The organism is Saccharopolyspora pogona (assembly GCF_014697215.1).
GTDB lineage: Bacteria > Actinomycetota > Actinomycetes > Mycobacteriales > Pseudonocardiaceae > Saccharopolyspora > Saccharopolyspora hattusasensis.
In genome coordinates this window covers 2082223-2107823 of record NZ_CP031142.1, presented here as the reverse complement: position 1 = coordinate 2107823, position 25601 = coordinate 2082223, and the positions used below count along the sequence as shown (strand labels likewise).

The window sequence follows — 25601 nt, the reverse complement described above, 5'->3', positions numbered from 1 at the left end:
GTGGCAAGGTTGAGTGGTGGACGACATTGATCCCATCGCGATTGTCACCGGCGCCGGCCGAGGTATCGGACGTGCAGTGGCCGTGCGGTTGAGCTGCGAGGGTTACAAGCTCGTCCTGACCTCGCGCAACGAATCCGAACTCCTGGAGACAGCAGATCTGTGCCAGGGCGAAACGATGGTCATCCCAGCCGACATCACGTCGGCCGAAGCGATCGAGATCCTGTTTGACTCGGTCGAGGACGCCTGGGGCGCTGCCGAGGTCTTAGTAGCGAACGCTGGGTCTGGCTTCGCGGCGCCCATCCACAAGACAACAGACGCGCAGTGGGCCTCGATGCTCGACCTGAACCTCACAGCGCCGTTCCGTTGCATCCGCCGAGCTGTCCCGAACATGGTCGCAGCGAAACGAGGCCGGATCGTGGTCGTCGCTTCGGTTGCCGCTAAGCAGGGCGAGCCATACATCTCCGCCTACACGGCAAGCAAGCACGGAATCCTCGGGGTCGTGCGGTCAGCGGCTGCTGAGCTTGCCAAGACGGGCGTGACCGTGAACGCGGTATGCCCGGGCTACGTCGACACGCCGATGACCGCTCAAACCGTGTCTGAAATCGTGTCCAAGACCGGCAGAACCGCGGACGACGCCAGGTCAGCCCTCGAGGCGAAACAGGCCAACGGTCGCCTGGTGACCGCTGACGAGGTCGCAGACGCTGTCTGGGCCTGCGTCGCGAACGGCGCAATCAACGGGCAGGGAATCAACGTCGACGGGGGAGGACTCCAGTCATGAGCCTCGAGTACATCAACCCACCAGAACTCGGAGTTCCCAGCGGCTTCTCGCACGCAACCGTAGGTACCGGCCGAACCGTGTTCCTTGCCGGGCAGACCGCCCTCGACGCATCCGGGGTGATCGTCGGCGACGACGTCGTGGAACAGTTCGAGAAGGCCCTCGGGAACCTGCTCGTCGCACTGGCTGCCGCTGGCGGCACCCCTGACCACCTTGCCAGCCTGACGATCTACATCGTCGACATGGCCGACTATCGCAAGAACTCACGCGCGATCGGTGCGGTCTGGCGCCGGCTCATCGGCGACAACTATCCGGCGATGGCCGGAATCGGGGTCAGCCGACTGTGGGACGCCGAGGCGCTGGTCGAAGTCCAAGGCCTCGCATCGCTCCCGCCGGTCGCCTCGACACTCGGCGAAGGTCGCACACACCCGCATGTCTGAGCTCCGAGACCAGCGACAAGCTGCGCGCCAGTCGAAGCAACCGCATCGGTGAACGTCGGCGCGCTGAGCTTGCTGGCTCGATAGATCCTGTCGTGCTCCCTTTCATGTGCCCGAAAAGACTTCCTTCGTTCGAGCCGGCCTATCGCCAACTGCGCACCCCCTATTCGCAAGTGGCGCGCGCCCCGGTGAGAAGCCCCAGCCCCGCGTTGGTCGCCGCGCTCTTTCGTTCTCTGAATTACTATTGCGTTCTATTGACGCTCGTGACAGACCAGTCATACGTTTAGTGTGTACGACCAACTGGAGGTTGAAATGCCGCTGTCGCCCTCCGCCCACGTCGACGACTTCTGTCGCCGGAACCTGCCGCCTGAGAGCCAGTGGCCAGACTTCCTCCTCGACGCGCCCGAGCTGAACTATCCGGTACGCCTGAACTGTGCCGTCGAGCTCGTCGACGCGGTCGCGTCCCGATTGGGCGACGACCGCCGCTGCCTCCTCGCGCCGGGCGGTGAGACCTGGACCTATGGCCAACTGCGGGACACGTCGAACAAGATCGCGAGGGTCCTTACCGAGACCTACGGGATTGTTCCGGGCAACCGGGTTCTGCTCCGTGGCCCGAACAGCCCGCGGCTCGTCGCATGCTGGCTCGGTGTCATCAAGGCGGGCGGCGTCGTGGTCACCACCATGACGATGCTGCGCGCGGGTGAACTGGCGACCATCGCGGAGATCAGCAAGGTCGACTTCGCGCTCTGCGACTACCGGTTCCTCGGCGAGCTCCAGATGCCCGCGAGCCCCAAGCTCCGTGAGTTTGTTGAGTACGGCGGCGACGGCGGTCTGACCGAGGCGATCAAGAACGTCACCCCTGAGTTCGAGGCGGTGCAAACCGCAGCGGACGACGTCGCGCTGCTGGCATTCACCTCAGGTACCACCGGTCGGCCCAAGTCGACGGTGCACTTCCACCGCGATGTCCTCGCGATCGCGGACACGTTCTCAGCCCAGGTTGTGAAGCCGACCGAGAACGACGTCTTCGTCGGTACCCCGCCGCTGGCCTTCACATTCGGACTGGGCGGCCTCGTCATCTTCCCGCTCCGAGCCGGAGCCGCAAGTCTGCTGCTCGAGCGAGCGACGCCGGAAGAGCTGGCCGACCACATCGCCAACCACGAGGTCTCGGTCTGCTTCACCGCACCGACCGCCTACAAGGCCATGATCGCGTGCGGAAAGGTCGGACAGCTCGCCTCGCTTCGCCGGGCGGTCTCTGCGGGCGAGCATCTCCCGGAGTCCACTTGGCGTCAGGTCAAAGAAGCGACCGGGCTCGAGCTTATCAACGGAATCGGCGCGACTGAGATGCTTCACATCTTCGTTTCCGCGGCCGGCGAGAACATCCGCCCGGGCGCTACGGGGCTCCCGGTCCCCGGCTACGTCGTCGACGTACTCGACGAGGAGGGAAACCCGGCACTAGACGGCGTGCCCGGCCGGCTGGCGGTCAAGGGGCCGACCGGTTGCCGATACCTCGCAGATGACAGGCAGGCAAAGTACGTGGAGAACGGCTGGAACATCACGGGTGACACGTTCATCCGGGATGCAGACGGATACTTCTGGTACCAGGGCCGCCGCGACGACATGATCGTTTCCTCGGGCTACAACATCGCCGGCGCCGAGGTAGAAGAAGCGCTCGTGACTCACCCTGACGTAGTCGAGTGCGGTGTGATCGGCACGCCTGACGACGATCGCGGCCAGGTAGTCACCGCAGTCATCGTCCTGCGCCCGGGCGCGGAACCGTCTGATGCCATGACGAAGGAGCTCCAGGACTTCGTCAAGGAGACGATCGCGCCCTACAAGTACCCCCGACGAATCGCGTTCGTGACCGAATTGCCGAAGACCACGAACGGCAAGCTCCAGCGCTTCAAGTTGAGGGACTTCTACGAGGACCTCGCATGACCGCCAGCGGAGGCGATTCCGTGCTGAGCGCGCAGATCGAGCGGCGTGTGGAATGGCCGGACACCGATGCTGCGGGCCACTACCACCACTCCACGATCCTTCGATGGATCGAAGCAGCTGAGGCAGAGCTCTACGAGCAGGTGGGTCTCACGGACATGTTCGGAGTCATACCTCGGGTCCATCTCGAGGTGAACCATCGTGCACGCCTGTGGTTCCGCGACAAGGTCGATGTCCGTATCGAAATCGCGAAGCTCGGAAGAGCATCCATCACGCTTCGATTCGAGGTTCGCCGCGCGGGCGAACTCGCCGCTGACGGGTCGATGACCGCGGTCCACATCGACCCAGCGGCAGGGAAAGCCACCCCGTGGCCCGACGCCGTGAGGGCGGCTCTCATGCCGTCAGCCGAACCCGGTACATAGGACGCACTCAATGCATGACGTTCGTCAAGAAGTCAATGTAACGCAAATTTGACGAGCGTCGAGCATGCAACATACTCTGTATCTGTCCACGACACGCCTCATGCAGGAGGAACTCACCATGCGGATCGCTGTGATCGGTGGCGGGCCGGGCGGCCTGTACTTCGCAGCTCTTGCGAAGCAGCTCGACCCTGGGCACGAGATCACCGTCTGGGAGCGGAACGCGGCCGACGACACGTTCGGATTCGGTGTCGTCTTCTCCGACGAGACCCTCGGCGGCATCGAGCACGCTGACCCGCAGATCTACCAGCAGATGGAGCGCGAGTTCGCCCGCTGGGACGACATCGATGTCCACTTCAAGGGCGAGGTGCACACCAGCGGCGGCCATGGCTTCGCTGCCCTCAGCCGCAAGCGCCTTCTTCAGATCCTCCAGGCCCGCTGCTACGAGCTCGGTGTCGAGGTCTTCTTCCAGCAGGACGCGCCCGACGTCGAGCAGCTCGCGGCGGAGTACGAACTTGTCATCGCCTCAGACGGACTGAACTCGGCGGTCCGTCGGCGGTACGCGGACTCGTTCAAGCCGACCCTCGAGCAGAGGGCATGCAAGTACATGTGGCTTGGCACCGACAAGGTCTTCGAGGCATTCAAGTTCTACATCAAGGAAACCCCGCACGGCGTGATGCAGGTGCACGGGTACCCGTTCGATGCCAAGGGCAGTACCTTCATCGTCGAGATGAACGAGGATGTCTGGCGCGCCGCCGGCTTCGACGAATTCGCGGAGACCGAGTTCCGGCCCGGCGAGTCCGACGAACGATCGATTGCGAAGGTCCGCGAGATCTTCGCCGACGTGCTCGACGGACACGAAGTGATGGCCAACAACTCCAAGTGGCTCAACTTCAACACGGTCAGAAACGAGAACTGGCGACACGACAACATCGTCATCCTCGGCGACGCGGCCCACACTGCCCACTTCTCGATCGGTTCCGGGACGAAGCTCGCAATGGAGGACGCTCTCGCCCTCGCCGCGTGCCTCTACGAGCACAACTCGGTCGACGCGGCACTTGAGGAGTACCAGACCGAACGCAAGGCCGTGGTCCTGTCGACCCAGCGCGCCGCACAGGCGAGTCTCGAATGGTTCGAGAACCTGGGCCAGTACGTCGACCAGGACCCTCTCCAGTTCGCGTTCAACATCATGACGCGCAGCCGGCGCGTCACCTACGACAACCTCAAACTGCGCGACCCCGAGTTCGTCGAGCGGATCAACACCTGGTTCGCCAAGCAGCAAGGTGCCGGCGCGGATGTCACGGCGCCGCCGATGTTCCAGCCCTACCGCATCGGCGAACTCGACCTGGTCAACCGCATCGTCGTCTCTCCGATGGACATGTACAGCGCCATCGACGGAGTGCCGAACATGTTCCACTACGTGCACCTTGGCGGGAAAGCCGTCGGCGGCGCCGGTCTCGTCATGACCGAGATGGTTTGCGTATCCCCGGAAGGTCGGATCACGCCAGGCTGCATGGGCCTGTGGAACGACGACCAGAAGGATGCCTTCGCGAAGCTCACCGAGTTCGTGCATGGGTGGAGCAACGCCAAGATGGGAATCCAGATCGGCCACTCCGGTCGGAAGGGCTCGACCAGGAAGATGTGGGAAGGCATCGACCTTCCGCTCGACTCCGACAACTGGGAAGTCGTCGGTCCCTCGCCGCTCCCGTACAAGCCAGGGATCAACCAGGTCCCGCGCGAGCTCACCGTCGAAGACTTGAATGCCATCAAGGCGGACTTCGTCGAGGCAGCCCGACGTGCAGACGCCGCCAGCTTCGACCTCGTCGAACTCCACTGCGCACATGGCTACCTGCTCTCCTCCTTCATCTCGCCGCTGACGAACCAGCGCACCGACGAGTACGGAGGCAGTCTCGAGAACCGGCTGAGGTTCCCCCTCGAGGTGTTCGCCGAGATGCGGGCCGTACTCGCGAGCCACAAGCCGCTCACGGTCCGTATCTCGGCGACAGACTGGTGCGACGGAGGCATCACTGGCGACGACGCCGTTGACATCGCCAAGGCGTTCAAAGCAGCCGGCGCAGCCGCCATCGACGTCTCGACAGGCCAGGTGACGTCGGCAGAGAAGCCCGCGTACGGACGCTCGTACCAGACGCCCTTCGCCGACAAGATCCGCAACAACGTCGACATCCCGACGGTGGCCGTGGGTGCGATCTCGTCCTACGACGACGTCAACTCGATCCTGCTCGCGGGTCGGGCAGACCTCTGCGCGCTCGCTCGCGTCCACCTCTACGACCCCAGCTGGACCCTGCACGCGGCCGCAGACCAAGGGTATGTCGGCGATGGAGCCACCTGGCCCGACCCGTGGAAGGGCGGTAGCTGGAAGCCGCAGACCGGGCGGAACGACGGGCCTAAGCCACGCCTGGAACTCATCCGTCACGGCGAGACGGCGACTCGCCACGCGCGCTGGACTCCTGAGGTTGAAGCGCGATGAGCGGGCTGAGCACCGACGAGCAGCAGTTCATCGCCAACGTGCGCACAGTGACAGAGCAACAGCTCCTGGAACTTGCCCACACCGGGGTCGAAGGTCGGGTCAATCGCCCGCTCCTCGAGGAGATGGGCCGGACCGGGCTGTTGCGGAGCCTGTTCGGTGGTTCACCGGATGAAGTGCCCAGCGACGCCGCGGCCCTGCAGCTGTGCCTACTCCGCGAGACCATCGCCGAGATCTCTGCCGAGGCCGAGACTGCGCTAGCCCTCCAGGGACTCGGCAGCTACCCGATCCTGCAGTCCGGGTCGCCCGAGACGATCGAACGCTGGATGCCTGGAGTAGTAGCCGGAACGACGATCGCGGCGTTCGCCCTGACCGAGCCGAACGCCGGATCGGACGCAGCCGCCCTGGAGCTACGTGCCACCGAAGACGGTGACGGCTGGCGGCTGACGGGCGAGAAGATCTGGATCTCGAACGCCCCCGAGGCAGATGTCTACACCGTGTTCGCGCGCACGACAGAGGATGCCGGCGCTCGTGGAGTGACCGCCTTCGCGGTCGCCGGGAACAGCAACGGACTCAGCGGCGACCACCTCGACCTGCTCTCGCCCCACCCCATCGGGCGTCTGAAGTTCGATGGCGTGCGGGTAGAACGCACCGATGTCCTCGGTGAGATCAACGCCGGCTTCAAGGTCGCGATGCGAACTCTCGACCTGTTCCGGCCCAGCGTCGGTGCCTTCGCGGTCGGCATGGCGCAGGCCGCGCTCGACATGGCACTCGACCACGTCTCCAACCGCAAGGCATACGGACGCCTGCTTGCTGACCAGCAGGCCATCGCCCACACCTTGGCCGACCTGGCAACTCGCGTACAGGCGTCGAGGCTCTTGGTCCACAACGCTGCTCGCACCTACGACGCTGGTGCGACTCGTGCCGAGATCACGAAGTCCGCCGCCATGGCCAAGCTCTATGCAACTGAGACAGCCCAGGCGGTCGTCGACCAGAGCATCCAGTTCCACGGTGCCGTGGCTCTCGAGCGTGGACACCGGCTCGAACACCTCTACCGCGACGTACGCGCGCCTCGGATCTACGAAGGCGCCTCAGAGGTCCAACGCTCGATCATCGCCAGGGAGCTCTTCAAGGAAAGGGTGAATGCCACATGAACCGGTTCCGCGCCTCTGCCGCACTGACCAAGCAGTGGGACCACTTCGACTTCGCTGTCGAGGGCCCAGTCGCGACGGTCACCCTCAACCGGCCCGAAAAGCTCAACCCCCTGACCTTCGAGTCGTACGCAGACCTGCGCGACCTTCTCGCCGAGCTTCCTCACCACGAGGGCATCCGAGTCCTCGTGATCCAAGGCGAAGGCAAGGGATTCTGCGGTGGTGGGGACGTCAACGAGATCATCGGCGAACTGATCAAGATGAAGCCGGCTGAGCTCATGAAGTTCACGAAGATGACCGGCGATGTCATCCGTGCCATGCGCGAGTGCCCGATCCCGATAATCACGAAGATCCAGGGCATCGCTGCCGGCGCAGGATCGGTCGTTGCGCTCGCATCTGACTTCCGCGTCGTTGGCCGCAAGGGTCGCTTCGCGTTCCTCTTCACCAAGGTCGGCCTGTCCGGCGGCGACATGGGCGCCGCCTACCTACTGCCCCGGGTCGTTGGACTCAGCCGCGCCACCTCTCTGCTCATGCTCGGCGACACGATCGACGCAGAGACGGCTGATCGCTACGGCCTCGTTTCCCAGCTCGTCGACGACGCCGACCTGGACGAGGCCGTAGCGGCCCTGGCCAACCGCATTGCGTCGGGACCGACACTCGCGCTCTCGCAAACGAAGTCGCTGCTCACCCGAGAGCTCGACATGTCCATGTCGGCCTCGATGGAGCTCGACGCCATGACCCAGGCACTCCTGATGACCACCGAGGACCACGCGGAGTTCCACGCCGCGTTCAACGCCGGCCGCAAGCCGGAATGGAAGGGACAGTAAGATTGAACCGCACCGACTTCCTTGAAACCGACGCTCTGCTCGATGAAGAGGACCGGGCGATTGGCGAGGCTGTTCGTTCGTACGCGAACGCCGAGCTCGCCCCGCACGTCGCCGAGTGGTACGAGAGCGGAACCATCCCGATCGAGATCTCGACCGGCCTCGGCAAGCTCGGTGTCCTCGGAATGCACCTCGAGGGCTATGGCTGTGCCGGTACAACGGCAACGGCCTACGGCGTTGCCTGCCGCGAGCTCGAGGCGATCGACTCGGGCCTTCGCAGCCTCGTCTCTGTCCAGGGATCGCTCGCCATGTTCGCTATCCACCGATGGGGAACCGAGGAGCACCGCCAGGAGTGGCTCCCACGAATGGCAGCCGGCGAAGCGATCGGGTGCTTCGGTCTCACGGAGGCTGACGCGGGAAGCGACCCGGGGTCGATGCGCACCCACGCGCGTCGAGACGGCGATGACTGGATCCTCAATGGGTCGAAGATGTGGATCACCAACGGCACCTTCGCGCAAGTCGCTGTCGTCTGGGCCCAGACCGACGACGGAATCCGAGGCTTCGCAGTACCGACCGACACCCGTGGATTCTCTGCACACGAGATCCACCGGAAGCTCTCGCTGCGCGCATCGGTCACAGCCGAGCTGGTCCTCGACGACGTCCGCCTCCCCGGCTCCGCAGTCTTCCCCGAGGTACGCGGGCTCAAGGGCCCTCTCTCCTGCCTCAACGAAGCCCGCTACGGCATCCTGTGGGGCGCGGTGGGCGCTGCCAGGGCGTGCCTGGAGGAGGCACTCGAGTACACGCTCGTCCGAACCCAGTTCGGTAAGCCTCTCGCTTCCTTCCAGCTGACCCAGCGCAAGCTCGCCGACATGTCCATCGCAGTGACGAACGCGAGCCTCACCGCCATCCAGCTGGGCCGATTGAAGGACCAGCACCGGATCACGCCTGAGCACGTCAGCCACGGCAAGTTGGCGAACGTCAAGGTCGCTTTGGAGGTGGCTCGGACTGCCCGCGGCATGCTGGGCGCCGCAGGTATCACCCTCGACCACACCGTGATGCGTCACATGAACAACCTTGAAACGGTCTCGACGTACGAGGGCACCGAAGAGATGCATGCTCTGAGCATCGGTCGGGCTCTCACCGGGATCGCGGCGTTCCGGTAGCCCGGGCCACCCATAGATCTCTGACTCGGGCGTGGCGTCCATGATCCCAACCGCGGCGCCCGAGCCAGTACCAACGACGAGGCTGTGAAGCACTCGTTCGCAGGAGGAAGCAGTGAGCAAGATCAGTCTCGTCGGCGTCGTGGGATGCGGACTCATGGGCGCGGGTATCGCTGAAGTCTGCGCCCGAGCGGGCAAGAACGTCGTTGTCGTCGAGGAGACGCGCGAAGGAGCCCTCGCCGGCAGCAAGCGCATCGAAGCGTCGCTCGAGCGCGCAGCGCAGCGAGGCAAGATCGACAGCGCTCAGGTGATTCCCAGTAGTCGTCGAGCGCGGTGGCCATGCGCAATCCCGCCGGTGCTTCACTGGGCTGGGAGGCACAGTAGTCCAGCGCGACTCGCAGGTTTGGGTGTTCGGTGCGCAGCCTGTTGATCCACTCCGCCTGATACGGCCCGATCCACTCGGTGTTGAACCGGGCAGCCAGGCGCGCGTACCAGTCGCGGTGACGCCGCCGCACTCGGTCGAGATCTCCCGCCTCGGTCAGGCGCTGCTCACCGTATTCCCGGGTGATCTGCAGCAAGCGGAAGCGCGCACCAACGTGGTTCTCGCGGAGGAAAATCGATTTGTCTACCAACGCCGCCACGATGTCGAGCATGTCGTCGCGGTCGATGCCGTTCCCGCTGACGACGTGTTCGGCTGCGGCGAGATCGGAGCTTCCCACGAACACCGCCGCACGTGCCCAGACCGTGCGCTCCTGCTCGGTACACAGGTCGTAACTCCAGTCGATCAGCGATGTCAGCGTGCGCTGGCGATCGGGACTGCCGCGGATGCCTTGTGAGGCCAGCAGCCGGGAGGGCTTGGTCAGCCCTTGCATGATCTGTTCCAGGCTGAGTGCCCGCATTCGCACAGCAGCCAGTTCGAGGGCCAGCGGAATACCGTCGAGGCTGTGGCAAATCCGGGCGACGGTCTGGCAGTTATCGCTGGTGATGGCGAATTGAGGGTTGACCGCTGTGGCGCGTTCGACGAACAAGCGCACCGATTCGTAGTGGGCAATCGAGCCCGGCGAGGAGGACACCTCCTCCGGCTCAGGCACTGGCAGCGCGGCAACGGGGAAGGCATGCGCGCCCAGCAGCCCCAGGGACTGCCGGCTGGTCGCCAGCACCGAGGAATTGTCAATACCTGTGGATCAAGATTGTTTAGGCGGCGGTGGGTGGGGCGTGGTCGTCGGGGCGTTCGACGAGTTTGCCGCCCTCGAAGCGTGCTCCTGCGCGCACGAGCGCGACGAGTTGGGGTGCGTTGACCGCGCGCCAGCGTGTCTGCGCTGACTCGATCAGCTTGAAGGCCATCGCCAGCCCGGCCGCGCGAGAGCCTGGTCCCTTGGTGACTTTGCTGCGGTGCCGCACGGTCGCGAACGTGGATTCCATTGTTATCTTGAGTTCGGCGGATGATCATTGCTTTGGCCTGGGCGGTTGCGTCGTAGATGGTGTTGTCGACGCAACCGCCGGCGGTTGTCGGGGTGGGTTCAGCAGGGTCCGATCGTTACTGAAGTGCGATGCGGTTTGGCTGGAGGTGGGGGTGAATCGCCGGGGTCTCGCGAATGGGGTGATCGGCGGTGCTCACCGAGTGCACGGGCGAGTTGTCGGCGAAGCCGTTGGTTTTCTTCGGCGAGTTCGCGGTTTCGTTTGAGGGCGATGTCCAGTCGTGCCAGGGCAGATTCCTCCGAGGTGCGCTGACTTGCAGGAATCGGCGCTGCGGGAGCGCGCCGGGTTGCCTCCCGTAGGCGTTGGATTTCGGCCCGGATGTCGGGTTGGGCATAGAGCCAGGACCGGGACACCTCAGCTGCTGCGGCCACTGACTGGAAAGTGATCGGCGCGCCGGTGCGGTCGAGTTCGCGCAGTGCCTGGAGGGCCTTCGCTCGGGTCAATTCGCGGCGTCGCTGGGCCGCGGCGATGATCGGGGCGGTGTTGTCAGGACGCATCGGCTGACGTCTCCCTGCTGGTGTTGGCTTCGCCGTTCTCGAGGGTTGTGATGATCTTTGCGAGGTTGTCGGCGACCTGGCGATTCATCTCCACCATGCGGGTCTGGCCCCGCGCCTCGGCCGCGGTGATGATCTGCAACACCTGCTGCTGGTGGTGCCGGTGCTGGGGGAGGAACTCGGTGGTAGTGATGAACATCGGACAGGTTAGGCACGAGTTGGCATGCGGGCAGGTCTTGATCAGCGGCAGACTGCAGTAGCCGTTGGGCAAAGCCTGGGTGGCGCGGGAGATCCGCTGCTTGGCCCAGGACGCCTCGGCCAGCGGCCCGTCGGGGTCCAGGGTCACCGTCTCGCCGTTGGCGTTGACCTTGCGTGCGGCTTCCCAATGCCGGCGGATCGTCGTGTCCGACAGCCGGGCGTAGTGGCCTGTCATGAGGTGCGAGTCGTGATCGAGGATGCGGCGGACCACTTCCTGCGGCACGTCCCGGTTGATCAATCTGGTGCCCAGCGAGTGCCGCCACTGGTGGGGAGTGAGATGCACCGGGCGGCCGTGTTCGTCGCGGATGTCGCAGCGTTGCAGCCATCGGTGCAGGGCCTGCCGGTAGGTGGCGCTGTTGACAGGCTTGGAGCCGTCCGGATTGGTCAGGGGGCGGGGGAAGAGCACCGGGACACCGTCGGTCCAGCGGCCCAGGACGTGTTGCTGCTGCTCGCTGATCGACTGCTGGAGTTGTTCATCGATCGGGACCAGTGCCTCCCGGTTCATCTTGTGATTGTGGTAGCGCAGATAGGGTGCGCCCTCGGCATCTAGGACGACACAGTCAAACGGCAGCTTGAGCGCGTCGGAGACGCGCAAGCCACAGCGGATCAGGATGAGCGTGACCAGCCGGTAGGCCGGGTGGTCCCACTGGTCCAAATTGGACGGATGTTCTACCTGGACCATCACGTACTCGGCTACCGCGCGAGGCAGTTGTTCGCCGTGTTTCGGGTAGTCCTCGGGATAAAATGTCGCGGTCGTCGGCAGCGAGGAGTCCCAGCTGTGCTGGCGGATCGCGTTGAAGAACTGGTTGAGCAGCCCGACGTGGGTGCGATGCGCCGGTCGGCCGGTGAACTCGACGTGCAGGTCGGCCAGGTACCGCTCCAGGACCGGTCGATCCACGCTGGCCAGGCTGTCAATGCCGATCTCGTGGGTGGCAAGGAATTGTGCGAACCGCGTGATCGCGGTGACACACCGGGCCGCGGCGGTGCTGCCCAGTCCTGTACTCAACCGCCACCGCACCCACCGCTTGGCTAACTCCTTCAACCACGGCTGGGCAATGGCATTGAATCGCAGGCGAGCGGGAGACCCGCCTCCGGTGGGCCGCCCGAGGCGCCGCAACCGCCACACATCCCGCCGATACTCGGTGTCCCATCCGTGGTCCTCGGCTAGATCCTCCAGCTTGCGCACCCCGTAGATAACCAGGGTCCGCGGTCCCGCGTCCTTCGGCGCCGGGCGACCAAACGCGGTCCGTAAGGTCTCCTCGTCCCAGTCCAGCAGCGAGGCGACCGGCAGGCCCGCCAACAGCCGCACCATGCGAGCGACCGTGGTGACCTGGGTCCGGACCAGCCGCTCGTCGCGGCGGCATTGCAGCACATACTGCACCTCCAGCTTCAGCTGCGGGGCCAGCGCGGCAAGGCTGACCTTGCATTCGCAGGCGGGCACCACACTGCTGGTGGGACTGTCGCTCAACGGGCCGGCGACCTGCTGGTCTGTGGTGGCGATGAACCGCGCGAGATCGGGCTTGCCCTCCCTGCGCCACCACCGCTGATGATGCCCGGGACACAATCCCTGGCTGCGCGCTGTCCGGACGCATCCGGGCACTGCGCATGCCGGACCACCGAACACCGGATCGCGAGGATCGAAAACGACAAGGTCGCTGCGGAACTCCGGGCGCACCGCGGCCATCAACTTCTCCAGCAGCCCGGGAGAGGCCGTGGCTTGCCGCTGCGCCTTGGCAATTTCGCGATTCATGGCGTCACCTGCCGCGCGTCGGGCGGAAGGGTGGCGGTCAGCTTGATCCGGACATGGTTGAACGCCGCCTGCGTGGTCAGCAACACCGATCCGCCGCTGAAGGTGACCTCGTGGGGCTCGGCAAGCCGCAGGGCGGACCGCCAATGCTCGAATGTCGCGCGGAGCTGCTCAGCTGGCGCGGGTCCGTTCACCTGCCCCACCACGAGGCTGCCGGAGGGCGCCAGCGTCCACGCGATGATCGGCAGATGTGGGTGGGCATCCAGGATCGCGGCCAGTTCGCCAGCTGCGCGGCGCTGCCATCCTGCGCGCTGGGCGTGGGTGATCTCGAACAGGCTCACCAGCTCACCTCACGCCCGGTGAACCAACCTGCGTTCTCCAACGCCCGCCGCGCGTCCTCGGCGGTCAAATGCCCGTAAACGGACATCGTGGTGGTCACCGAGGAATGGCCCAAGACCTTGGACACGACCTCGATGGGCACGCCGTCCCGCAGCATCCTGGTCGCCGCCGAATGCCGGCACCAGTGCGGATCGAAGTCGATCCCGGTGCGTCGCCGCAGCCGTTTCACCAGCTCGTAGACCGCCGGGTAGGACAACGCCTGCCCCCGTGGTTCGGCGAAAAGGTTCACGAACACGTAGTCCGAGTCCACATCGCCGTATTCGCCGTGCAGATAGTCACCCCACAGCCGGATCAGCTCCGTGGAGACCGGGACGGCGCGTTGCTCGCGTGATTTGGATCGGGCGCCGTTGTCGTTGACCCGGGGCACGATCACGATCTCCCGTTCCGCGGCGGCGATATCGGCATGCCGCAGGCCCAACGCCTCCCCGATCCGGCAGCCGGAATCCCACAACAAGGACCAAAGGAAGCGATCTCGCAGCCGGTCACAAGCATCCACAATGGACTGCATCTCAGTGACTGTCAGGATCCGGGGCAGCTTCTTCGGTGCTTTCACCGTGATCATCCGGCTCGGTTGGGGTTTGTCCTTGCTGATGTGGTGCAAAAACGGCTTCCACCCGCCCCGCCGACCGGGCACCTGCCACGTGGTCAACAGCTCACCGACATCCACGCCATGCCGCGCCTGATACGCATAAAACGCCGCCAGCGCCGAAAGCTTCCGGTTGATCGTGGACCCAGCCACATGCGGCTGGAGCGAGGGCAGCACGGCCACCTGGCCATCACGGCCGGTCGGCGGCAGCCGCAGCCAGGCGACGTACTCACCAATGTCCTCCAGGCGCACCTCCCGCCAGTCCAGGCCCCGATGCTCCAGGAAGACCCAGTAGTCCTTCAAATCATGCGCATACGCCTTGACCGTGTTCGGTGACCGCTCGATATCGGTCAGATAGGCCAGATAACGCTCGATCGGCTCGACCGGGGCGTCGTCATCGCCCAGGACCGTCCACGACGGCACCCGCGAGGCGGGCATCGCCACCCGTTGCACCTGCACCTGCTCCTCCAACGTGATCGACATGCTGGACGAGCCCGGAGATAACCATGTCCACCACGCCGACCGCAGCCCACGACAAACCCGTGGCACACATGGAAGACACACGCACGGAAGCTCCAGATAACGATGGGGTTGGTAGTACGCAGATGAACCCAGTGCTGGGCGGGATAGTTGTAGAAGACCAGTAGCTCGTCGACGTCGTCGGTGATCTTGGCGACGGCCTTGGGGAACTTCGCCCCGTAGGCGGTCTCGAACGCTTTCACCGCGTCCAGGGCGTGCCGGCGGTCTTCTGCGTTCCAGATCTCGGCCAGGGCCTTCTTCGCGCCGGGATGTGCTGATTTCGGCAGCGCGGCGAGCACGTTGCCGATCTTGTGAAACCAGCAGCGCTGCGCACGGGTGCCGGGGAAAACCTCGTGGAGTGCGCCCCAGAACCCCAGTGCCCCGTCCCCCACGGCCAGCACCGGCGCTCGCATCCCACGGCGGGCGCAGTCCCGCAGCAGATCAGCCCACGATTCGACCGATTCGCGGTAGCCGTCGGCCAGTGCGACGAGTTCTTTGCGGCCGTCGGCTCGGACACCGATCATCACCAGCAGGCAGAGTTTGTGCTCTTCCAGGCGGATGTTCACATGGATGCCGTCGGCCCACAGATACACATAGTCCATTTCGGAAAGATCGCGTTCGGTGAACGCGCGGTGCTCCGTCCTCCACTGCTCGGTCAGTTTCGTGATCACAGGGGCGGATAACCCCTTGCTACTGCCCAGAAATTGGCCCAGTGCGGGCACGAAGTCCCCGCTGGAGAGCCCATGCAGGTACAGCAGCGGGAGCACTTCGGTGATCTTCGGGGTCTTACGTGCCCATGGCGGCAGGATCGCCGAGGAAAACCGCTGGCGCGCACCGGTGTCCGGATCGGTGCGCTTGTCGTTGACCCGCGGCGCCTGGACTTCGACCGCGCCGGCAGACGTCAGGACCTCGCGGGCCTGATGATAGCCATTACGCACGACCAGGCGGTGGCCATGCTCGTCACGGGCGTCGGCGAACTGCGCGATGAAGGCATCTACCTCGGCCTGCAACGCCTCGGCCAGCATCCGCCGGGCGCCCTCACGGACGATCTCATCGATCAACGATGCCGAACCCGAGGCTGGGGCATCGTTACGGGGCTCGGGGCCAGGGACTACGCTGAGCATCGGGTCGTACCTTCCCGACCGACGCGCCAACGTCGGCCATGCTTGGAACCTTGCATCCGATCACTGGGAAGGTACGCCCCTTCCCAGCCGATCCACAGGTCTCCAGCATTGCTCCCAGCACCCGCAACGCACCGCAAGCGTGCAGCACGGCGGTGATGAACTGGGCGCACTCGTCGACGAGATGCTCGCAGTTATCCAGCACGAGCAACGCGGGCTCAGTGCCTATGTGCTCGCTGATCGTCTCGGTGGGAGCGCGGGCCGACTGGTCATGCAGCCCCAGTGCTGCCGCAACCGTGACCCCTAACAGTTCAGGCTCGCGCAATTCAGCAAGCCCGACGAACCACACCCTGCCCTGAAAGACCCGCTGCACATCGGCCGCCACACGCACGCCAGGCGCGTCTTGCCCACGCCGCCGGGCCCGGTGAGCATGACCACCCGGCCCGCCGTCAGCAGCCGCCTAACCTCTGCACGCTCCCGCCGACGACCCAGGAAACTCGTCAGATCAACAGGAAGATTTCCTCCGCGCACCCGGCCGACGGTACTTGTGACTCCCACCACATCGCCATAGCTCCAGGATGGCGAAGCGGGGGTCGTGGGCGAGCGCTTGCTCGAGGTGGTGGAGCAAGCCCGCGCGCTTGGCGAAGCTGGCTTTCGACTTCTGGGGTCGCAGTTTCTCCGGGAAGTGTCACGGCATCGCGGGAGATCTTGAGTTCCTCACCAACCTTTGCCAAGAGATCCGCTGCGCTGACAGTGAGGGTGTCGGAGGTCGGGGTGCTCATGAGAGGTCATCTCGCCGATGAGCAAGGAGCCAGCCGGATTCAATAGGCCACCTACAGATGTCAGACATTCGGTGTTAGGGTTGCCGTATGAATGATCTTCGTGCGCCGCGCCGTGTCGCGAGCCTGGCGGCGCAACTGGTGGACACCCTCCGTGAGCAGATCGCGTCCGGTCTTTGGCCAGTGGGGATGCGGATCCCGCCCGAACACGAGCTGGTCAAACAGCTCGGTGTCGGGCGCACGACGGTGCGTGAGGCACTCGGCGCGCTGGTGCACCTGGGTCTATTGGAGGCGCGCAAGGGTGACGGCACGTATGTCCGGACATCGAGCGAAATGCACTCGGTGCTGATGAGACGTGCCAGTTCCTCGAGACGGAGGGATGTGCTTGAACTGCGTGCGGTGCTGGAGGAGTACGCCTCTGGCCTGGCCGCGTCACGGCGCACCGAAGACGACCTTGCTCGCCTGTGGCACCTGCTTGACGAGGCGGAGGCGATCGCGGACTCGCCAGAGATCGACGCCATTGCAGAGGTCGACGCCCGCTTCCACCAGGAGGTGGTGAGCGCCGGCGGCAACCCCCTGCTCACCGAGGTCTACGACGTCCTGAGCGTCGCGGTCACCGAGCAGATCGGCGGCACGCTCTGGCCCAGTGCGACGGCCGCCGAGCACACCCTTTTGCACAGGCGGCTCGTCGAGGCGATCGCTGCCGAGGACGAAGTCGGCGCACGCCACTGCGCCACCGAGATCGTGAAGCTCACCGAGGCCGGAATGGAGCGATCAGAGTGACCGCCTCCAGGAATCCTCGCGTCGAGGCTAGCAAGGTCCACGTGGCCGCGACCACCACCAAACCTGTTGCCACGCCTGCTCTTTCGGTCGGCCTCGTGATCGCGATTCTACTGGTGGCGGCGAATCTGCGCGCGACGTTGACGGGTGTGGGCACGCTGCTGTCGGCCATCGAACGTGACACCGGGTTGTCCGCGGCGGCGGGTGGTGTGCTGAGCACCCTGCCGTTGCTCATGTTTGCCGTGACCTCGCCGTTCGTCGGGCGCGTCTCCCACCGATTCGGCACCACTCGTCTCCTGGTGGTCGCCCTCGCGGTGCTGGCGGCGGGCACCGTGATCCGGTCTGTGCCGTCGATCGTGTCTCTGTTCGCCGGGACGGTGATCCTCTCGGCGGCGATCGCGGTGGGCAACGTCCTGCTGCCCACGGTGATTCGTATCCACGTACCCGGCCCGCGGGTGCACATGATCAGCGCCTTGTACGTCACCGCGATGGGTTTGGCCGCGGCTCTGTCGTCGGGAATCTCGGTCCCGCTCGCCAAGGCCCTGCCCGGAAGCTGGCATTCCGCCTTGGCCTGGGGAGTGGTGGTGGCGCTCGGCGCGCTCGCAGGGTGGCTGCCGCGGCTGCGCGAGGCCCGGGCGGACGGCGGCGTGCGGTCCAGCGGGACGCATGCTCGGATGCCGTGGCGGTCCTGGCTGGCGTGGCAGGTGTCCTTCTACATGGGCCTGCAGTCCCTCGCCTTCTACACCGCCATCGCGTGGCTGCCCAGCGTCCTCGCCGAGCAGGGCATGAGCACCACGGCCGCCGGCTGGATGTTGTTCTACTACCAGCTCGTCGCGCTGGTCACGGGCATGGTGCTGCCACTGCTCACCCGAGGCCGTCACGACCTGCGCTTCGCTGCTGCTGCCGCGTCCGTGATCGTTGCCACCGGTTTCGCGATTTTGCTTGTCCTGCCGGCGCTTGCGGTCGTGGCGTGCACTCTTCTCGGGTTGGGCACGGGTGTCTGTCTCGTGCTCGCTCTGAGTTTCCAGAGCCAGCGCGCCACGGGTCCCAGTGAAACCACAGCGCTGGCGGGAATGGCGCAGTCCGTCGGCTATCTGGTTGCCGCTGCTGGGCCCCTGGTGCTGGGGGTCTTTCATGACGCCACCGGCAGCTGGACCGGGGCCCTTCTCCTCCTGATCGCCTTGAGCCTGGTCATGGCCGCTGCCGGCTACGGCGCCGGCCGCGACCGCCACGTCCGGGCCCGTGACTGAACCTGCGCCGGAACCAGAGGGGCCGCAATGCGTACAGAAATGCGTGACAGGGACGCCGGGCGCGCTGCCGCCGCTGGCGACATCGAAATCACTGCTCGGTTGACGCGCCAGCTGGCGATGCTGGAGTCGCTGGTCAGGCGAGCGAAGCCGGGCCGTTCCGAGGTGGAGCTCGAGTCCGCGTGGTTACCGCTGCTCATGAAGCTCGCCGAGGAGGGCCGCAGCGCGCGGGGGAGATCGCCGCAGCGCTGTGCATGAGCCCGTCGACGATCAGCCGGCAGGTCGCCGTGCTGGTCGGGTCCGGGCTCATCGAGCGCCGGGCCGATCCCGACGATGGTCGTGCCAGTCTGCTCGCCGCGACCGCCACCGGCCGCCGAATGCTCGAGGCCGAGCGCCGGCGCAGGGCCGCCCAATACATCGACGCCCTCGCTGGCTGGCCTCCCGAAGCTCGTGGCCGATTCGCAGACCTGCTCGGCTACTTCGTCGGCGATCTTCAGCGCACGAGGAGGGAATAGCACCATGTTGCTCGAACGACGTTCCGCATCCGTGCCGCCTTGGCGCCGGAAACTGCGCTGGTTCCTCGCGGAGTTCGTGGAGTGCCTGGCCTCGGTGGGTTACACGATGGCCGGTGTCTGCCCGCCGCCACCTCCGCGGTCGCCGGACGACACCATCCCGGAACCACGGAAGGAGCCGTAATAAGGGGACTCCCCAACGCGGGGGCGGCACGATCGTGCCGCCCCCGCGTTTCCTCGTTCACCTGATGCGTTTTTCGCTCCCGGTCCAGGCCTTGTCCCGCAACACGAACTTCTGGATCTTCCCGGTGGAGGTCTTCGGCAGCTCGGCGAACACGACCGTTTTCGGCGCCTTGAACCGGGCCAGCCTGCCCTTCACGTGCTCGATGAGCTCCGCCTCAGTAGCGGTGGCCCCGTCGTGCAGCGTCACGTAGGCGGCGGGGACCTCACCCCAGCGCTCGTCCGGCACCGCGATCACCGCGACCTCCAGCACCGCCGGATGGTCCATGATCGCCTGCTCCACCTCGACCGACGCGATGTTCTCTCCACCGGAGATGATCACGTCCTTCGAGCGGTCGCGCAGCTCCACGTACCCGTCGGGGTGCACGACGCCGATGTCCCCGGTCCGGAACCAGCCGTCCGGCACCGCCGCCAGGGTGGCCTCCGGGTCGTCGAGGTAGCCGAGCATGAGGTTGTTGCCGCGCAACGCGATCTGCCCTGTGGTGATCCCGTCCGCTGGGACGTCCGTACCGTCCTCCGCGATGACCCGCGGAACGCAGGCGATCATGTTCCCTACGCCCTGGCGCGCCTTGAGCCGCGCCCGCGCTTCGGCGTCACGGTCGTTCCATTCCGGGCGCCAGTCGCACAGCATGGCGGGTCCGTAGGTCTCGGTCAGTCCGTACAGGTGCGTGACATCGAACCCCAGCTCCGTCGTTCGCCGCAGAATCGACGGCGACGGCGGCGCACCACCGGTGGCGATCCGCACCGTGTGCTCAAGCGGCTCGGCCTCGCGGGCGTACGCGATCATCGACAGCACGGTCGGTGCCCCGTTGAGGTGCGTGACGCCCTCCTCCCGCAGCAGCCGCCAGATCTCCGTAGGGTCTACTTTGGACAGACAGATGTGCGTAGCGGCCGCTGCGGTCACCGCCCACGGGAACGTCCATCCGTTGCAGTGGAACATCGGCAGCGTCCACAGGTGCACACTCGACGGCGTCAGCCCGGTATGCCCCACCATCGCCAAGGCCTGCAGGAACGCGCCCCGGTGGTGGTACATCACGCCCTTCGGGCGGCCAGTGGTCCCCGACGTGTAGTTGATCGACAGCAGCGACCGCTCGTCGGCCGGGGTCCGGTGCAGCGGCTGCGCCGCGGCCAGCAGGTCCTCGTACTCCTGTCCCGACCGGATCCGGTGTGGCGGGGCGTCCATCCGGGCGAGCACCTCATCCACCAGCGCGTCGAACGACGGGTCGTGGATCAGCACGGCGGCGCGGGAGTGCGCCAGGATGTAGGCGACCTCGTCCGCGGCCAGCCGGGTGTTCACCGCGACCAGTGGCACTCCTGTCCACGGCACCCCGTAGTGCGCCTCCAGCACCACGTGGGTGTTCGGTGCCAGCACCGCCACTGGACGACCTCCGGCCAGCGGCGCGAGTCCGCCCGCGAGCCGCTGGCACCGGTCGTGCAGCTCCGCGTAGGTCCACTGGGACCGCCCATCCACCACCGCGACCCGATCTCCGTGCGCCGCTGCGGCTCGTTCCAGGTACGACGTCGGGGTCAGCGGCTCGAAGGACAAGGAGTCCGCGTCGGGAGTCATCGCACGCCTCCACGGGCCGGGTTGCCGGTCATGAGGAAGAAGTCCATGTCTACCCTTCCCTTAAATGTTATTGACGAGTAACGTAAGACGCGTCAATCACGACGTCAAGTCTTCGCATGAGCCCTGAAAATGTTATCGGTAAGTAGCATCGCTGGGTGATTCGGGAACAGGGAGATTCGGCATGACCACCGCGACAGGACTGAGGAACCGTGCGGCGACCTCGGCGGAGAGCGTGCGGGCCGCAGTGGACGCGCTGGCCGCGGGACGCATGGTCGTGGTCGTGGACGACCACGACCGGGAGAACGAGGGCGACCTGATTCTGGCCGCCGAGAGCGTGACGCCTGAGCAGATGGCCTTTCTCGTCGCGCACACGACCGGCATCGTCTGCACGCCGATGACCTCCGAGCGGGCCGACGGGCTCGGGCTTCCGCCGATGGTGGCCGACAACCAGGACGCGCACGGCACGGCGTTCACCGTGACCGTGGACCACGTGGACACCGGTACCGGTGTCTCGGCGACCGCGCGGGCGCAGACGTGCCGTGTACTGGCGGACCCGGCCACGACGCCTGACGTGCTCCGCCGCCCGGGCCACATCTTCCCGTTGAGGGCGCGCGAGGGCGGCGTCCTGGTCCGTGCCGGGCACACCGAGGCCACTGTCGATCTGCTGCGGTTTGCCGGTCGCCGGCCGGTCGGCATCATCAGTGAGCTGATCGGTGACGACGGCGAGATGCTGCGTGGTGCGGCGCTGACCGCGTTCGCGCAGGATCACGACCTGCCGGTGCTCGCGATCGCCGACCTGATCCGCTACCGGCGCGCCACGGAAGAGCTCGTCGAACCCGTGGCGAACTCGACGATGCCGACCGTCTTCGGCGACTTCGAGGCGATCGCGTACCGGTGGCATGTGGACGGTGCCGAGCACCTGGCTCTCGTCATGGGCGACATCGCAGCGGCCACGCGCTCCGAGCGGGGTGTCCTGGCCCGCGTGCACAGCGAGTGCCTCACGGGCGACATCCTCGGCTCGTTGCGCTGTGACTGCGGAACGCAGCTCGAGCAAGCGATGCGCGCCGTCGCTGAGGAGGGCTGTGGTGTCATCGTCTACCTGCGCGGGCACGAAGGGCGCGGCATCGGACTGGCCCACAAGATCCGCGCCTACGCCTTGCAGGAGCTCGGTCTGGACACAGTCGACGCGAACACCGCGCAGGGGCTTCCCGTCGATTCCCGCAGTTATGGTGCCGGGGCCCAGATCCTCGCTCACCTGGGAGTCCGCAGGCTGCGCCTGATCACCAACAACCCCGCGAAGTACGACGATCTGGACGGGGACGCGCTCGAGATCGTGGAACGGGTCGCGCTGCCGGCCGTCGAGACCCCGCAGAACCTGCGGTACCTGCGCACCAAACGAGACCGCATGGGCCATGCGTTCGCGTCGCCGGCCACGGCCGGGCCGGAGACCGGCCCGGCCGCGCGGTCAGCTGGGTAGCGGCTTCGATGCGGTCTTCGGCAGCCGCACCACGGTGATCACGCCGACCAGCGCCACCGCGACGATCCAGTAGACGGGGCTGGTCCTGCTTCCGGTGCCGGCCACGAGGGCCGCGGCGACCAGCGGCGTGATGCCGCCGATGATCGCACCGATGTTGTACCCGAGCGCGATGCCCGAGTAGCGCACGTTCGCCGGGAACATTTCGGTGGCCAGCGGCCACGCCGGAACCTGCGCCCAGCCGCTGAAGAACAGGCAGACCACGTAGACCACCCCGACCACCCAGAGGCTGGTCGTGGCGATGAGCAGCGCGAAGACCGGCCAGGCGATGACGGCGTAGGCTAGGTAGGACGCGAGCAGGATCGGCTTGCGGTCGAAGCGATCCGTCAACCTGCCTGCCCAGGGATAGGTCATCGTCGCCAGTGCGATGGACAGCGCCGACGTCCAGGCGACACCGGTCGCGGAAAACCCTTCCTGCTGCAGGAAGATCGCGAAGTAGGCGACGCCGAAGTAGCCCGTGCCGTTGAAGGCGATGGCCAGGCCCGCGACGCGGGCCACTGACAGCGGGTGGCTCCGCAGCGCGGCCAGCATCGGGCCGCGCACGATCGCGGCCTTCTCCTTGAGCTCCTGGAACTGGGGCGACTCCTCCACCCGCAGGCGAGCCCACAGGCACACCACGGTGAGCAGCAGCGAGAGCAGGAACGGGAGCCGCCAGCCCCACACCGGCATCTGGTCGGCCGGGACCAGCAACCGGACCACCCCGACCACGGCCGCGGCCACCGCGAACCCGAGCGTGGACCCGATGGAGATCGTCGACCCGTAGTGACCCCGCTTGCCCGGCGGCGCCAGCTCGGCGATGTAGGTCGCCGCGCCGCCGATCTCACCGCCGGCCGCGAGTCCCTGGGCGAGTCGCGCGAGGATGATGGCGATCGTCGCGGCGACTCCGACCTGCCCGTAGGTGGGCAGCAGGCCGATCACGCCGGACGCGACGCCCATCGACACGATCGTCGCGACGAGAGCGGTCCGTCGGCCCCGCCGATCACCGAGGCGGCTGAAGAACCAGCCGCCCAGCGGGCGGATAAGGTAGGACGACGCGAACACCGCGAGCGTGGACAGCGTCGAGACCGTCGGATTGTGGCTGGGGAAGAACAACGGTCCGATGGTCAGCGTCAGGAGCCCGTAGACGCTGAAATCGTAGTACTCGATCAGCGTCCCGACACCACCCGCGAGCGAGGCGCGCCGGGCGGATCTCGAGCTGATCACCTTCTCGGAATGCTGTGCGGTCGTCATTGACTCTCCTTGTCATGCCCGAGGAAGCGCGACAGGCGGGTGGTTCCCATCACTGGACGCTTCCGCCGGGGCGGTTTCCGAGGCACCCTTGTCAGGTCGGTGGTCGGCAGCGGGGATTTCCGTCAGATGTCGGGGCGCACCGTTACAGCGCCGTCGATCGCGTGCTACACCGCGTGGATTGGCACGAGCTGCGTGCGCGAACATTCGCCGCGCTTCGCACCTATCGACAGTGACTCGTCGCGTGCGGACGCGCAATGCGTTGGTGTGCAAGGACTATTGCGAATTCCGCACGGATGGATGCGGAAGCGGCATTACTGGCGACACAATGTATCTATTGTGGACAATCTGCGGAACGGGAACGTGCCCTGTCGCTGTCGATCGGTCGACGAGTCGCCGGTGCGTGCTCGCCGATTCCTCTGGCGGACAGGGAAAACGGCGATGAGTGCGTCGCGTCAGACCGCGTCCGGCGGGACGAGCAGCGCGTTGATCGCCGCGGTCTGGATGGTCTTCCCGACGCTCTCGGGATCCAGTCCGCTGTTGAACTGCGGAACCGAGTTGATCATCGAGAAGACGGCGTGGGTGAGGATGCGGGTCTGCGCGTCCGACAGATCGGGCCGCAGCCGCTCGACCAGGCCGCTCCACTCCTCGGCGTAGAGGCGCATCAACCGCCGCATGCGATGGCGTTCGTCCTCGGGGACGTTGTGCTCGTTCTTCAGGAAGACGAGCGTGGACGGCACGTTCTGCAGACTGCGTGTGACGTGGTAGTCGATCATCTCTTCGAGAGCCTTGCGCGGGTCCGTCACCTTGGCCGCGATCTCGCGCGCGTGGGCGAGCAGGTCGTTCAGCGGGTCCTCGAGCACGGCGACGAGCAATGCCTGCTTGCTCGGAAAGTGCCGGTAGAGCGCGGGACCGGACACCCCGGCTCGTGCACCGATCATCTCGTTGGTGACCGCGTCGAAGGCGCGTTCGTGGAACAGTTCGCCAGCGACACTGATCAGCTCCTGCCGGCGGGTGCCGCGCGGCGAAGCGGTACGAGGAGAGGATGAGCTCGACACAGGTCCAGCTTAAGTGACGGGCCGATAACGTGATTGCGCGTACTCCGAGAGCAGGTCCGCCACGGCGTTGAGACAGGCGAACCCCAGCTCGGACGACATGCCCCGGGGGTCGCCGAGAACCCCGTTGGGGGCGACGGCCTTGACGCCGCCGGTCAACACCTGGGCCAGCATGTCCTCGTCCATCGTCCCGGTGAAGCCCGCGTCGGCGCGGTCGCTGCGGACGAGGTCCGGCCGCACTGCCAGCATGATCGAAGTTTCGGCGATGTCGGCGTGACCTCCGACCCGTTCGGCGAGGGCGGCGATGTGGCCGGCCGCGTCTCGCCAGACGTCGAGGATCGCGGCCGAGTCCGCGAAGGCGATGACGTCGGGACCGTCGGGGAGCCGCGCCGCGAGCTTCGGCTCGATCTCGCCGAGCAACGGGTAGTTGCCGATGTGGGCGGAGAAGATCAGCACACGCTGGAAGCCGTGCGCGGAGAGGCTCGCGCAGCAGTCGAAACAGATCGTTTCGAGGGTCTCGGCCTGCACGGAGAGTGTCCCGGCGAAACCGAGGTGGTGCGCCGAGCAGCCGATCCGCACCGTCGGAAGCACGAGCGCGTCGCCGAGCCGCTCGGCGACAAGGACGCCCAGGCGATCGGCGTGCTCGCTGTCGACCGACAGCGGGAGGTGCGCGCCGTGCTGTTCCGTGGCGCCCAACGGCAGGACAGCGGTGCGCATGCCGCTCGCGATGGCGTCCGCGATCTCGGGCGATGTCAGGTACTCGATCCTCAGTTCGCTCATGGGCGGCCTCGTTCCACCTTGCGTCCTCGCTGACGGATAAAATTACTCGCTGATAACACTTGGCGCCGCTCAATCGACGCTTGACCGGCTTCGA

Annotated in this window: 24 protein-coding genes and 2 pseudogenes; 16 read left to right on the top strand and 10 right to left on the bottom strand. The window is 66.1% G+C overall.

Annotated elements, in window-relative coordinates; genetic code table 11:
* Positions 1-16: 16 nt before the first annotated feature.
* From DL519_RS09535 to DL519_RS09490, 10 genes are all read left to right on the top strand, one after another.
* Positions 17-778: an SDR family NAD(P)-dependent oxidoreductase gene (locus tag DL519_RS09535; RefSeq protein WP_223838639.1), complete on the top strand. Its 762-nt coding sequence runs from the start codon at positions 17-19 to the stop codon at positions 776-778.
* The gene (locus DL519_RS09530) at positions 775-1215 is read left to right on the top strand and encodes a RidA family protein (RefSeq protein ID WP_190814050.1); all 441 of its coding nucleotides are present in this window, start codon (positions 775-777) and stop codon (positions 1213-1215) included. Before DL519_RS09535 ends, DL519_RS09530 begins: the two co-directional genes overlap by 4 nt.
* A gap of 309 nt (positions 1216-1524) precedes the next feature.
* Positions 1525-3147, top strand: a complete 1623-nt coding sequence (locus DL519_RS09525) for an AMP-binding protein (RefSeq protein ID WP_190814048.1) — start codon at positions 1525-1527, stop codon at positions 3145-3147.
* A 20-nt stretch (positions 3148-3167) separates the two neighbouring features.
* Positions 3168-3566, top strand: coding sequence for an acyl-CoA thioesterase (locus DL519_RS09520; protein WP_223838637.1), 399 nt, complete (start codon positions 3168-3170; stop codon positions 3564-3566).
* A gap of 118 nt (positions 3567-3684) precedes the next feature.
* Positions 3685-6051, top strand: a complete 2367-nt coding sequence (locus DL519_RS09515) for a bifunctional salicylyl-CoA 5-hydroxylase/oxidoreductase (protein WP_190823875.1) — start codon at positions 3685-3687, stop codon at positions 6049-6051.
* The gene (locus tag DL519_RS09510) at positions 6048-7202 is read left to right on the top strand and encodes an acyl-CoA dehydrogenase family protein (RefSeq protein ID WP_190814044.1); all 1155 of its coding nucleotides are present in this window, start codon (positions 6048-6050) and stop codon (positions 7200-7202) included. Before DL519_RS09515 ends, DL519_RS09510 begins: the two co-directional genes overlap by 4 nt.
* Positions 7199-8026 (top strand): enoyl-CoA hydratase family protein, encoded by an 828-nt coding sequence (locus tag DL519_RS09505; protein WP_190814042.1) that lies wholly within the window; start codon positions 7199-7201, stop codon positions 8024-8026. The genes DL519_RS09510 and DL519_RS09505 overlap by 4 nt, the downstream gene beginning before the upstream one ends.
* Entirely contained in the window at positions 8011-9186 is a 1176-nt protein-coding gene (locus DL519_RS09500) for an acyl-CoA dehydrogenase family protein (RefSeq protein WP_190814040.1), read from the top strand. The genes DL519_RS09505 and DL519_RS09500 overlap by 16 nt, the downstream gene beginning before the upstream one ends.
* Positions 9187-9340: 154 nt before the next feature.
* The gene (locus tag DL519_RS09495; protein WP_263399800.1) at positions 9341-9613 is read left to right on the top strand and encodes a 3-hydroxyacyl-CoA dehydrogenase NAD-binding domain-containing protein; all 273 of its coding nucleotides are present in this window, start codon (positions 9341-9343) and stop codon (positions 9611-9613) included.
* Entirely contained in the window at positions 9591-10019 is a 429-nt protein-coding gene (locus DL519_RS09490) for a hypothetical protein (protein WP_190814036.1), read from the top strand. The genes DL519_RS09495 and DL519_RS09490 overlap by 23 nt, the downstream gene beginning before the upstream one ends.
* A 358-nt stretch (positions 10020-10377) precedes the next feature.
* Here DL519_RS09490 and DL519_RS09485 read toward each other — a convergent pair.
* From DL519_RS09485 to DL519_RS09465, 6 genes and pseudogenes are all read right to left on the bottom strand, one after another.
* Positions 10378-10605, bottom strand: a pseudogene (locus tag DL519_RS09485) (IS256 family transposase); the annotation flags it as partial.
* A 98-nt stretch (positions 10606-10703) separates the two neighbouring features.
* The gene (locus DL519_RS45975) at positions 10704-11159 is read right to left on the bottom strand and encodes a DUF6262 family protein (protein WP_223838635.1); all 456 of its coding nucleotides are present in this window, start codon (positions 11157-11159) and stop codon (positions 10704-10706) included.
* Positions 11149-13164: a tyrosine-type recombinase/integrase gene (locus DL519_RS09480; protein WP_223838625.1), complete on the bottom strand. Its 2016-nt coding sequence runs from the start codon at positions 13162-13164 to the stop codon at positions 11149-11151. Before DL519_RS09480 ends, DL519_RS45975 begins: the two co-directional genes overlap by 11 nt.
* Positions 13161-13502, bottom strand: a complete 342-nt coding sequence (locus DL519_RS09475) for a hypothetical protein (protein WP_190813056.1) — start codon at positions 13500-13502, stop codon at positions 13161-13163. Before DL519_RS09475 ends, DL519_RS09480 begins: the two co-directional genes overlap by 4 nt.
* Positions 13499-14584, bottom strand: a complete 1086-nt coding sequence (locus DL519_RS09470) for a site-specific integrase (RefSeq protein WP_223840239.1) — start codon at positions 14582-14584, stop codon at positions 13499-13501. Before DL519_RS09470 ends, DL519_RS09475 begins: the two co-directional genes overlap by 4 nt.
* A gap of 146 nt (positions 14585-14730) precedes the next feature.
* A pseudogene (locus DL519_RS09465) lies at positions 14731-15789 on the bottom strand (IS256 family transposase); the annotation flags it as partial.
* 866 nt (positions 15790-16655) lie between these two features.
* Between DL519_RS09465 and DL519_RS09460 the strand changes: the two are divergent.
* From DL519_RS09460 to DL519_RS09440, 5 genes are all read left to right on the top strand, one after another.
* Positions 16656-17348: a FadR/GntR family transcriptional regulator gene (locus DL519_RS09460; RefSeq protein ID WP_190814032.1), complete on the top strand. Its 693-nt coding sequence runs from the start codon at positions 16656-16658 to the stop codon at positions 17346-17348.
* Positions 17349-17443: 95 nt separating this feature from the next.
* Positions 17444-18595 (top strand): CynX/NimT family MFS transporter, encoded by a 1152-nt coding sequence (locus DL519_RS09455; RefSeq protein WP_223838623.1) that lies wholly within the window; start codon positions 17444-17446, stop codon positions 18593-18595.
* A 39-nt stretch (positions 18596-18634) separates the two neighbouring features.
* Entirely contained in the window at positions 18635-18850 is a 216-nt protein-coding gene (locus tag DL519_RS09450; RefSeq protein ID WP_190824605.1) for a hypothetical protein, read from the top strand.
* Positions 18847-19107, top strand: coding sequence for a MarR family winged helix-turn-helix transcriptional regulator (locus tag DL519_RS09445; RefSeq protein ID WP_263399606.1), 261 nt, complete (start codon positions 18847-18849; stop codon positions 19105-19107). The genes DL519_RS09450 and DL519_RS09445 overlap by 4 nt, the downstream gene beginning before the upstream one ends.
* Positions 19108-19111: 4 nt before the next feature.
* On the top strand, positions 19112-19288 hold the full coding sequence (locus DL519_RS09440; protein WP_190814028.1) for a hypothetical protein: 177 nt from the start codon (positions 19112-19114) through the stop codon (positions 19286-19288).
* A 57-nt stretch (positions 19289-19345) separates the two neighbouring features.
* Here DL519_RS09440 and DL519_RS09435 read toward each other — a convergent pair whose 3' ends face one another.
* Positions 19346-20911 carry an acyl--CoA ligase family protein gene (locus DL519_RS09435; RefSeq protein ID WP_190814026.1) on the bottom strand — a complete coding sequence of 522 codons (1566 nt, stop codon included), beginning with the start codon at positions 20909-20911 and terminating at the stop codon, positions 19346-19348.
* Between the two features lie 181 nt (positions 20912-21092).
* On the opposite strand from DL519_RS09435, the gene DL519_RS09430 reads away from it, so the two are divergent.
* A complete protein-coding gene (locus DL519_RS09430; RefSeq protein WP_190814024.1) occupies positions 21093-22388 on the top strand; it encodes a bifunctional 3,4-dihydroxy-2-butanone-4-phosphate synthase/GTP cyclohydrolase II in 1296 nt (431 codons plus the stop codon).
* Here DL519_RS09430 and DL519_RS09425 read toward each other — a convergent pair.
* The 3 genes from DL519_RS09425 to DL519_RS09415 form a co-directional block, all read right to left on the bottom strand.
* Positions 22377-23675: an MFS transporter gene (locus DL519_RS09425; protein WP_190814022.1), complete on the bottom strand. Its 1299-nt coding sequence runs from the start codon at positions 23673-23675 to the stop codon at positions 22377-22379. The two genes, DL519_RS09430 and DL519_RS09425, sit on opposite strands and share 12 nt — an antisense overlap.
* A gap of 452 nt (positions 23676-24127) precedes the next feature.
* Entirely contained in the window at positions 24128-24730 is a 603-nt protein-coding gene (locus tag DL519_RS09420; protein WP_223838622.1) for a TetR/AcrR family transcriptional regulator, read from the bottom strand.
* A gap of 9 nt (positions 24731-24739) precedes the next feature.
* Positions 24740-25507 carry a creatininase family protein gene (locus tag DL519_RS09415; protein WP_190814020.1) on the bottom strand — a complete coding sequence of 256 codons (768 nt, stop codon included), beginning with the start codon at positions 25505-25507 and terminating at the stop codon, positions 24740-24742.
* Positions 25508-25601: the final 94 nt, after the last annotated feature.

Bases quoted from the DNA above. Each gene is read 5' to 3' on its own strand.
- DL519_RS09495 (WP_263399800.1), top strand. From the start codon at position 9,341: ATGGGCGCGGGTATCGCTGAAGTCTGCGCCCGAGCGGGCAAGAACGTC.
- DL519_RS09530 (WP_190814050.1), top strand. From the start codon at position 775: ATGAGCCTCGAGTACATCAACCCACCAGAACTCGGAGTTCCCAGCGGC.
- DL519_RS09510 (WP_190814044.1), top strand. From the start codon at position 6,048: ATGAGCGGGCTGAGCACCGACGAGCAGCAGTTCATCGCCAACGTGCGC.
- DL519_RS09440 (WP_190814028.1), top strand. From the start codon at position 19,112: ATGTTGCTCGAACGACGTTCCGCATCCGTGCCGCCTTGGCGCCGGAAA.
- DL519_RS09435 (WP_190814026.1), bottom strand. From the start codon at position 20,911: ATGACTCCCGACGCGGACTCCTTGTCCTTCGAGCCGCTGACCCCGACG.
- DL519_RS09460 (WP_190814032.1), top strand. From the start codon at position 16,656: ATGAATGATCTTCGTGCGCCGCGCCGTGTCGCGAGCCTGGCGGCGCAA.
- DL519_RS45975 (WP_223838635.1), bottom strand. From the start codon at position 11,159: ATGCGTCCTGACAACACCGCCCCGATCATCGCCGCGGCCCAGCGACGC.
- DL519_RS09500 (WP_190814040.1), top strand. From the start codon at position 8,011: ATGGAAGGGACAGTAAGATTGAACCGCACCGACTTCCTTGAAACCGAC.
- DL519_RS09425 (WP_190814022.1), bottom strand. From the start codon at position 23,675: ATGACGACCGCACAGCATTCCGAGAAGGTGATCAGCTCGAGATCCGCC.
- DL519_RS09525 (WP_190814048.1), top strand. From the start codon at position 1,525: ATGCCGCTGTCGCCCTCCGCCCACGTCGACGACTTCTGTCGCCGGAAC.
- DL519_RS09505 (WP_190814042.1), top strand. From the start codon at position 7,199: ATGAACCGGTTCCGCGCCTCTGCCGCACTGACCAAGCAGTGGGACCAC.
- DL519_RS09415 (WP_190814020.1), bottom strand. From the start codon at position 25,507: ATGAGCGAACTGAGGATCGAGTACCTGACATCGCCCGAGATCGCGGAC.
- DL519_RS09450 (WP_190824605.1), top strand. From the start codon at position 18,635: ATGCGTGACAGGGACGCCGGGCGCGCTGCCGCCGCTGGCGACATCGAA.
- DL519_RS09470 (WP_223840239.1), bottom strand. From the start codon at position 14,584: ATGCCCGCCTCGCGGGTGCCGTCGTGGACGGTCCTGGGCGATGACGAC.
- DL519_RS09430 (WP_190814024.1), top strand. From the start codon at position 21,093: ATGACCACCGCGACAGGACTGAGGAACCGTGCGGCGACCTCGGCGGAG.
- DL519_RS09515 (WP_190823875.1), top strand. From the start codon at position 3,685: ATGCGGATCGCTGTGATCGGTGGCGGGCCGGGCGGCCTGTACTTCGCA.
- DL519_RS09445 (WP_263399606.1), top strand. From the start codon at position 18,847: ATGAGCCCGTCGACGATCAGCCGGCAGGTCGCCGTGCTGGTCGGGTCC.
- DL519_RS09480 (WP_223838625.1), bottom strand. From the start codon at position 13,164: ATGAATCGCGAAATTGCCAAGGCGCAGCGGCAAGCCACGGCCTCTCCC.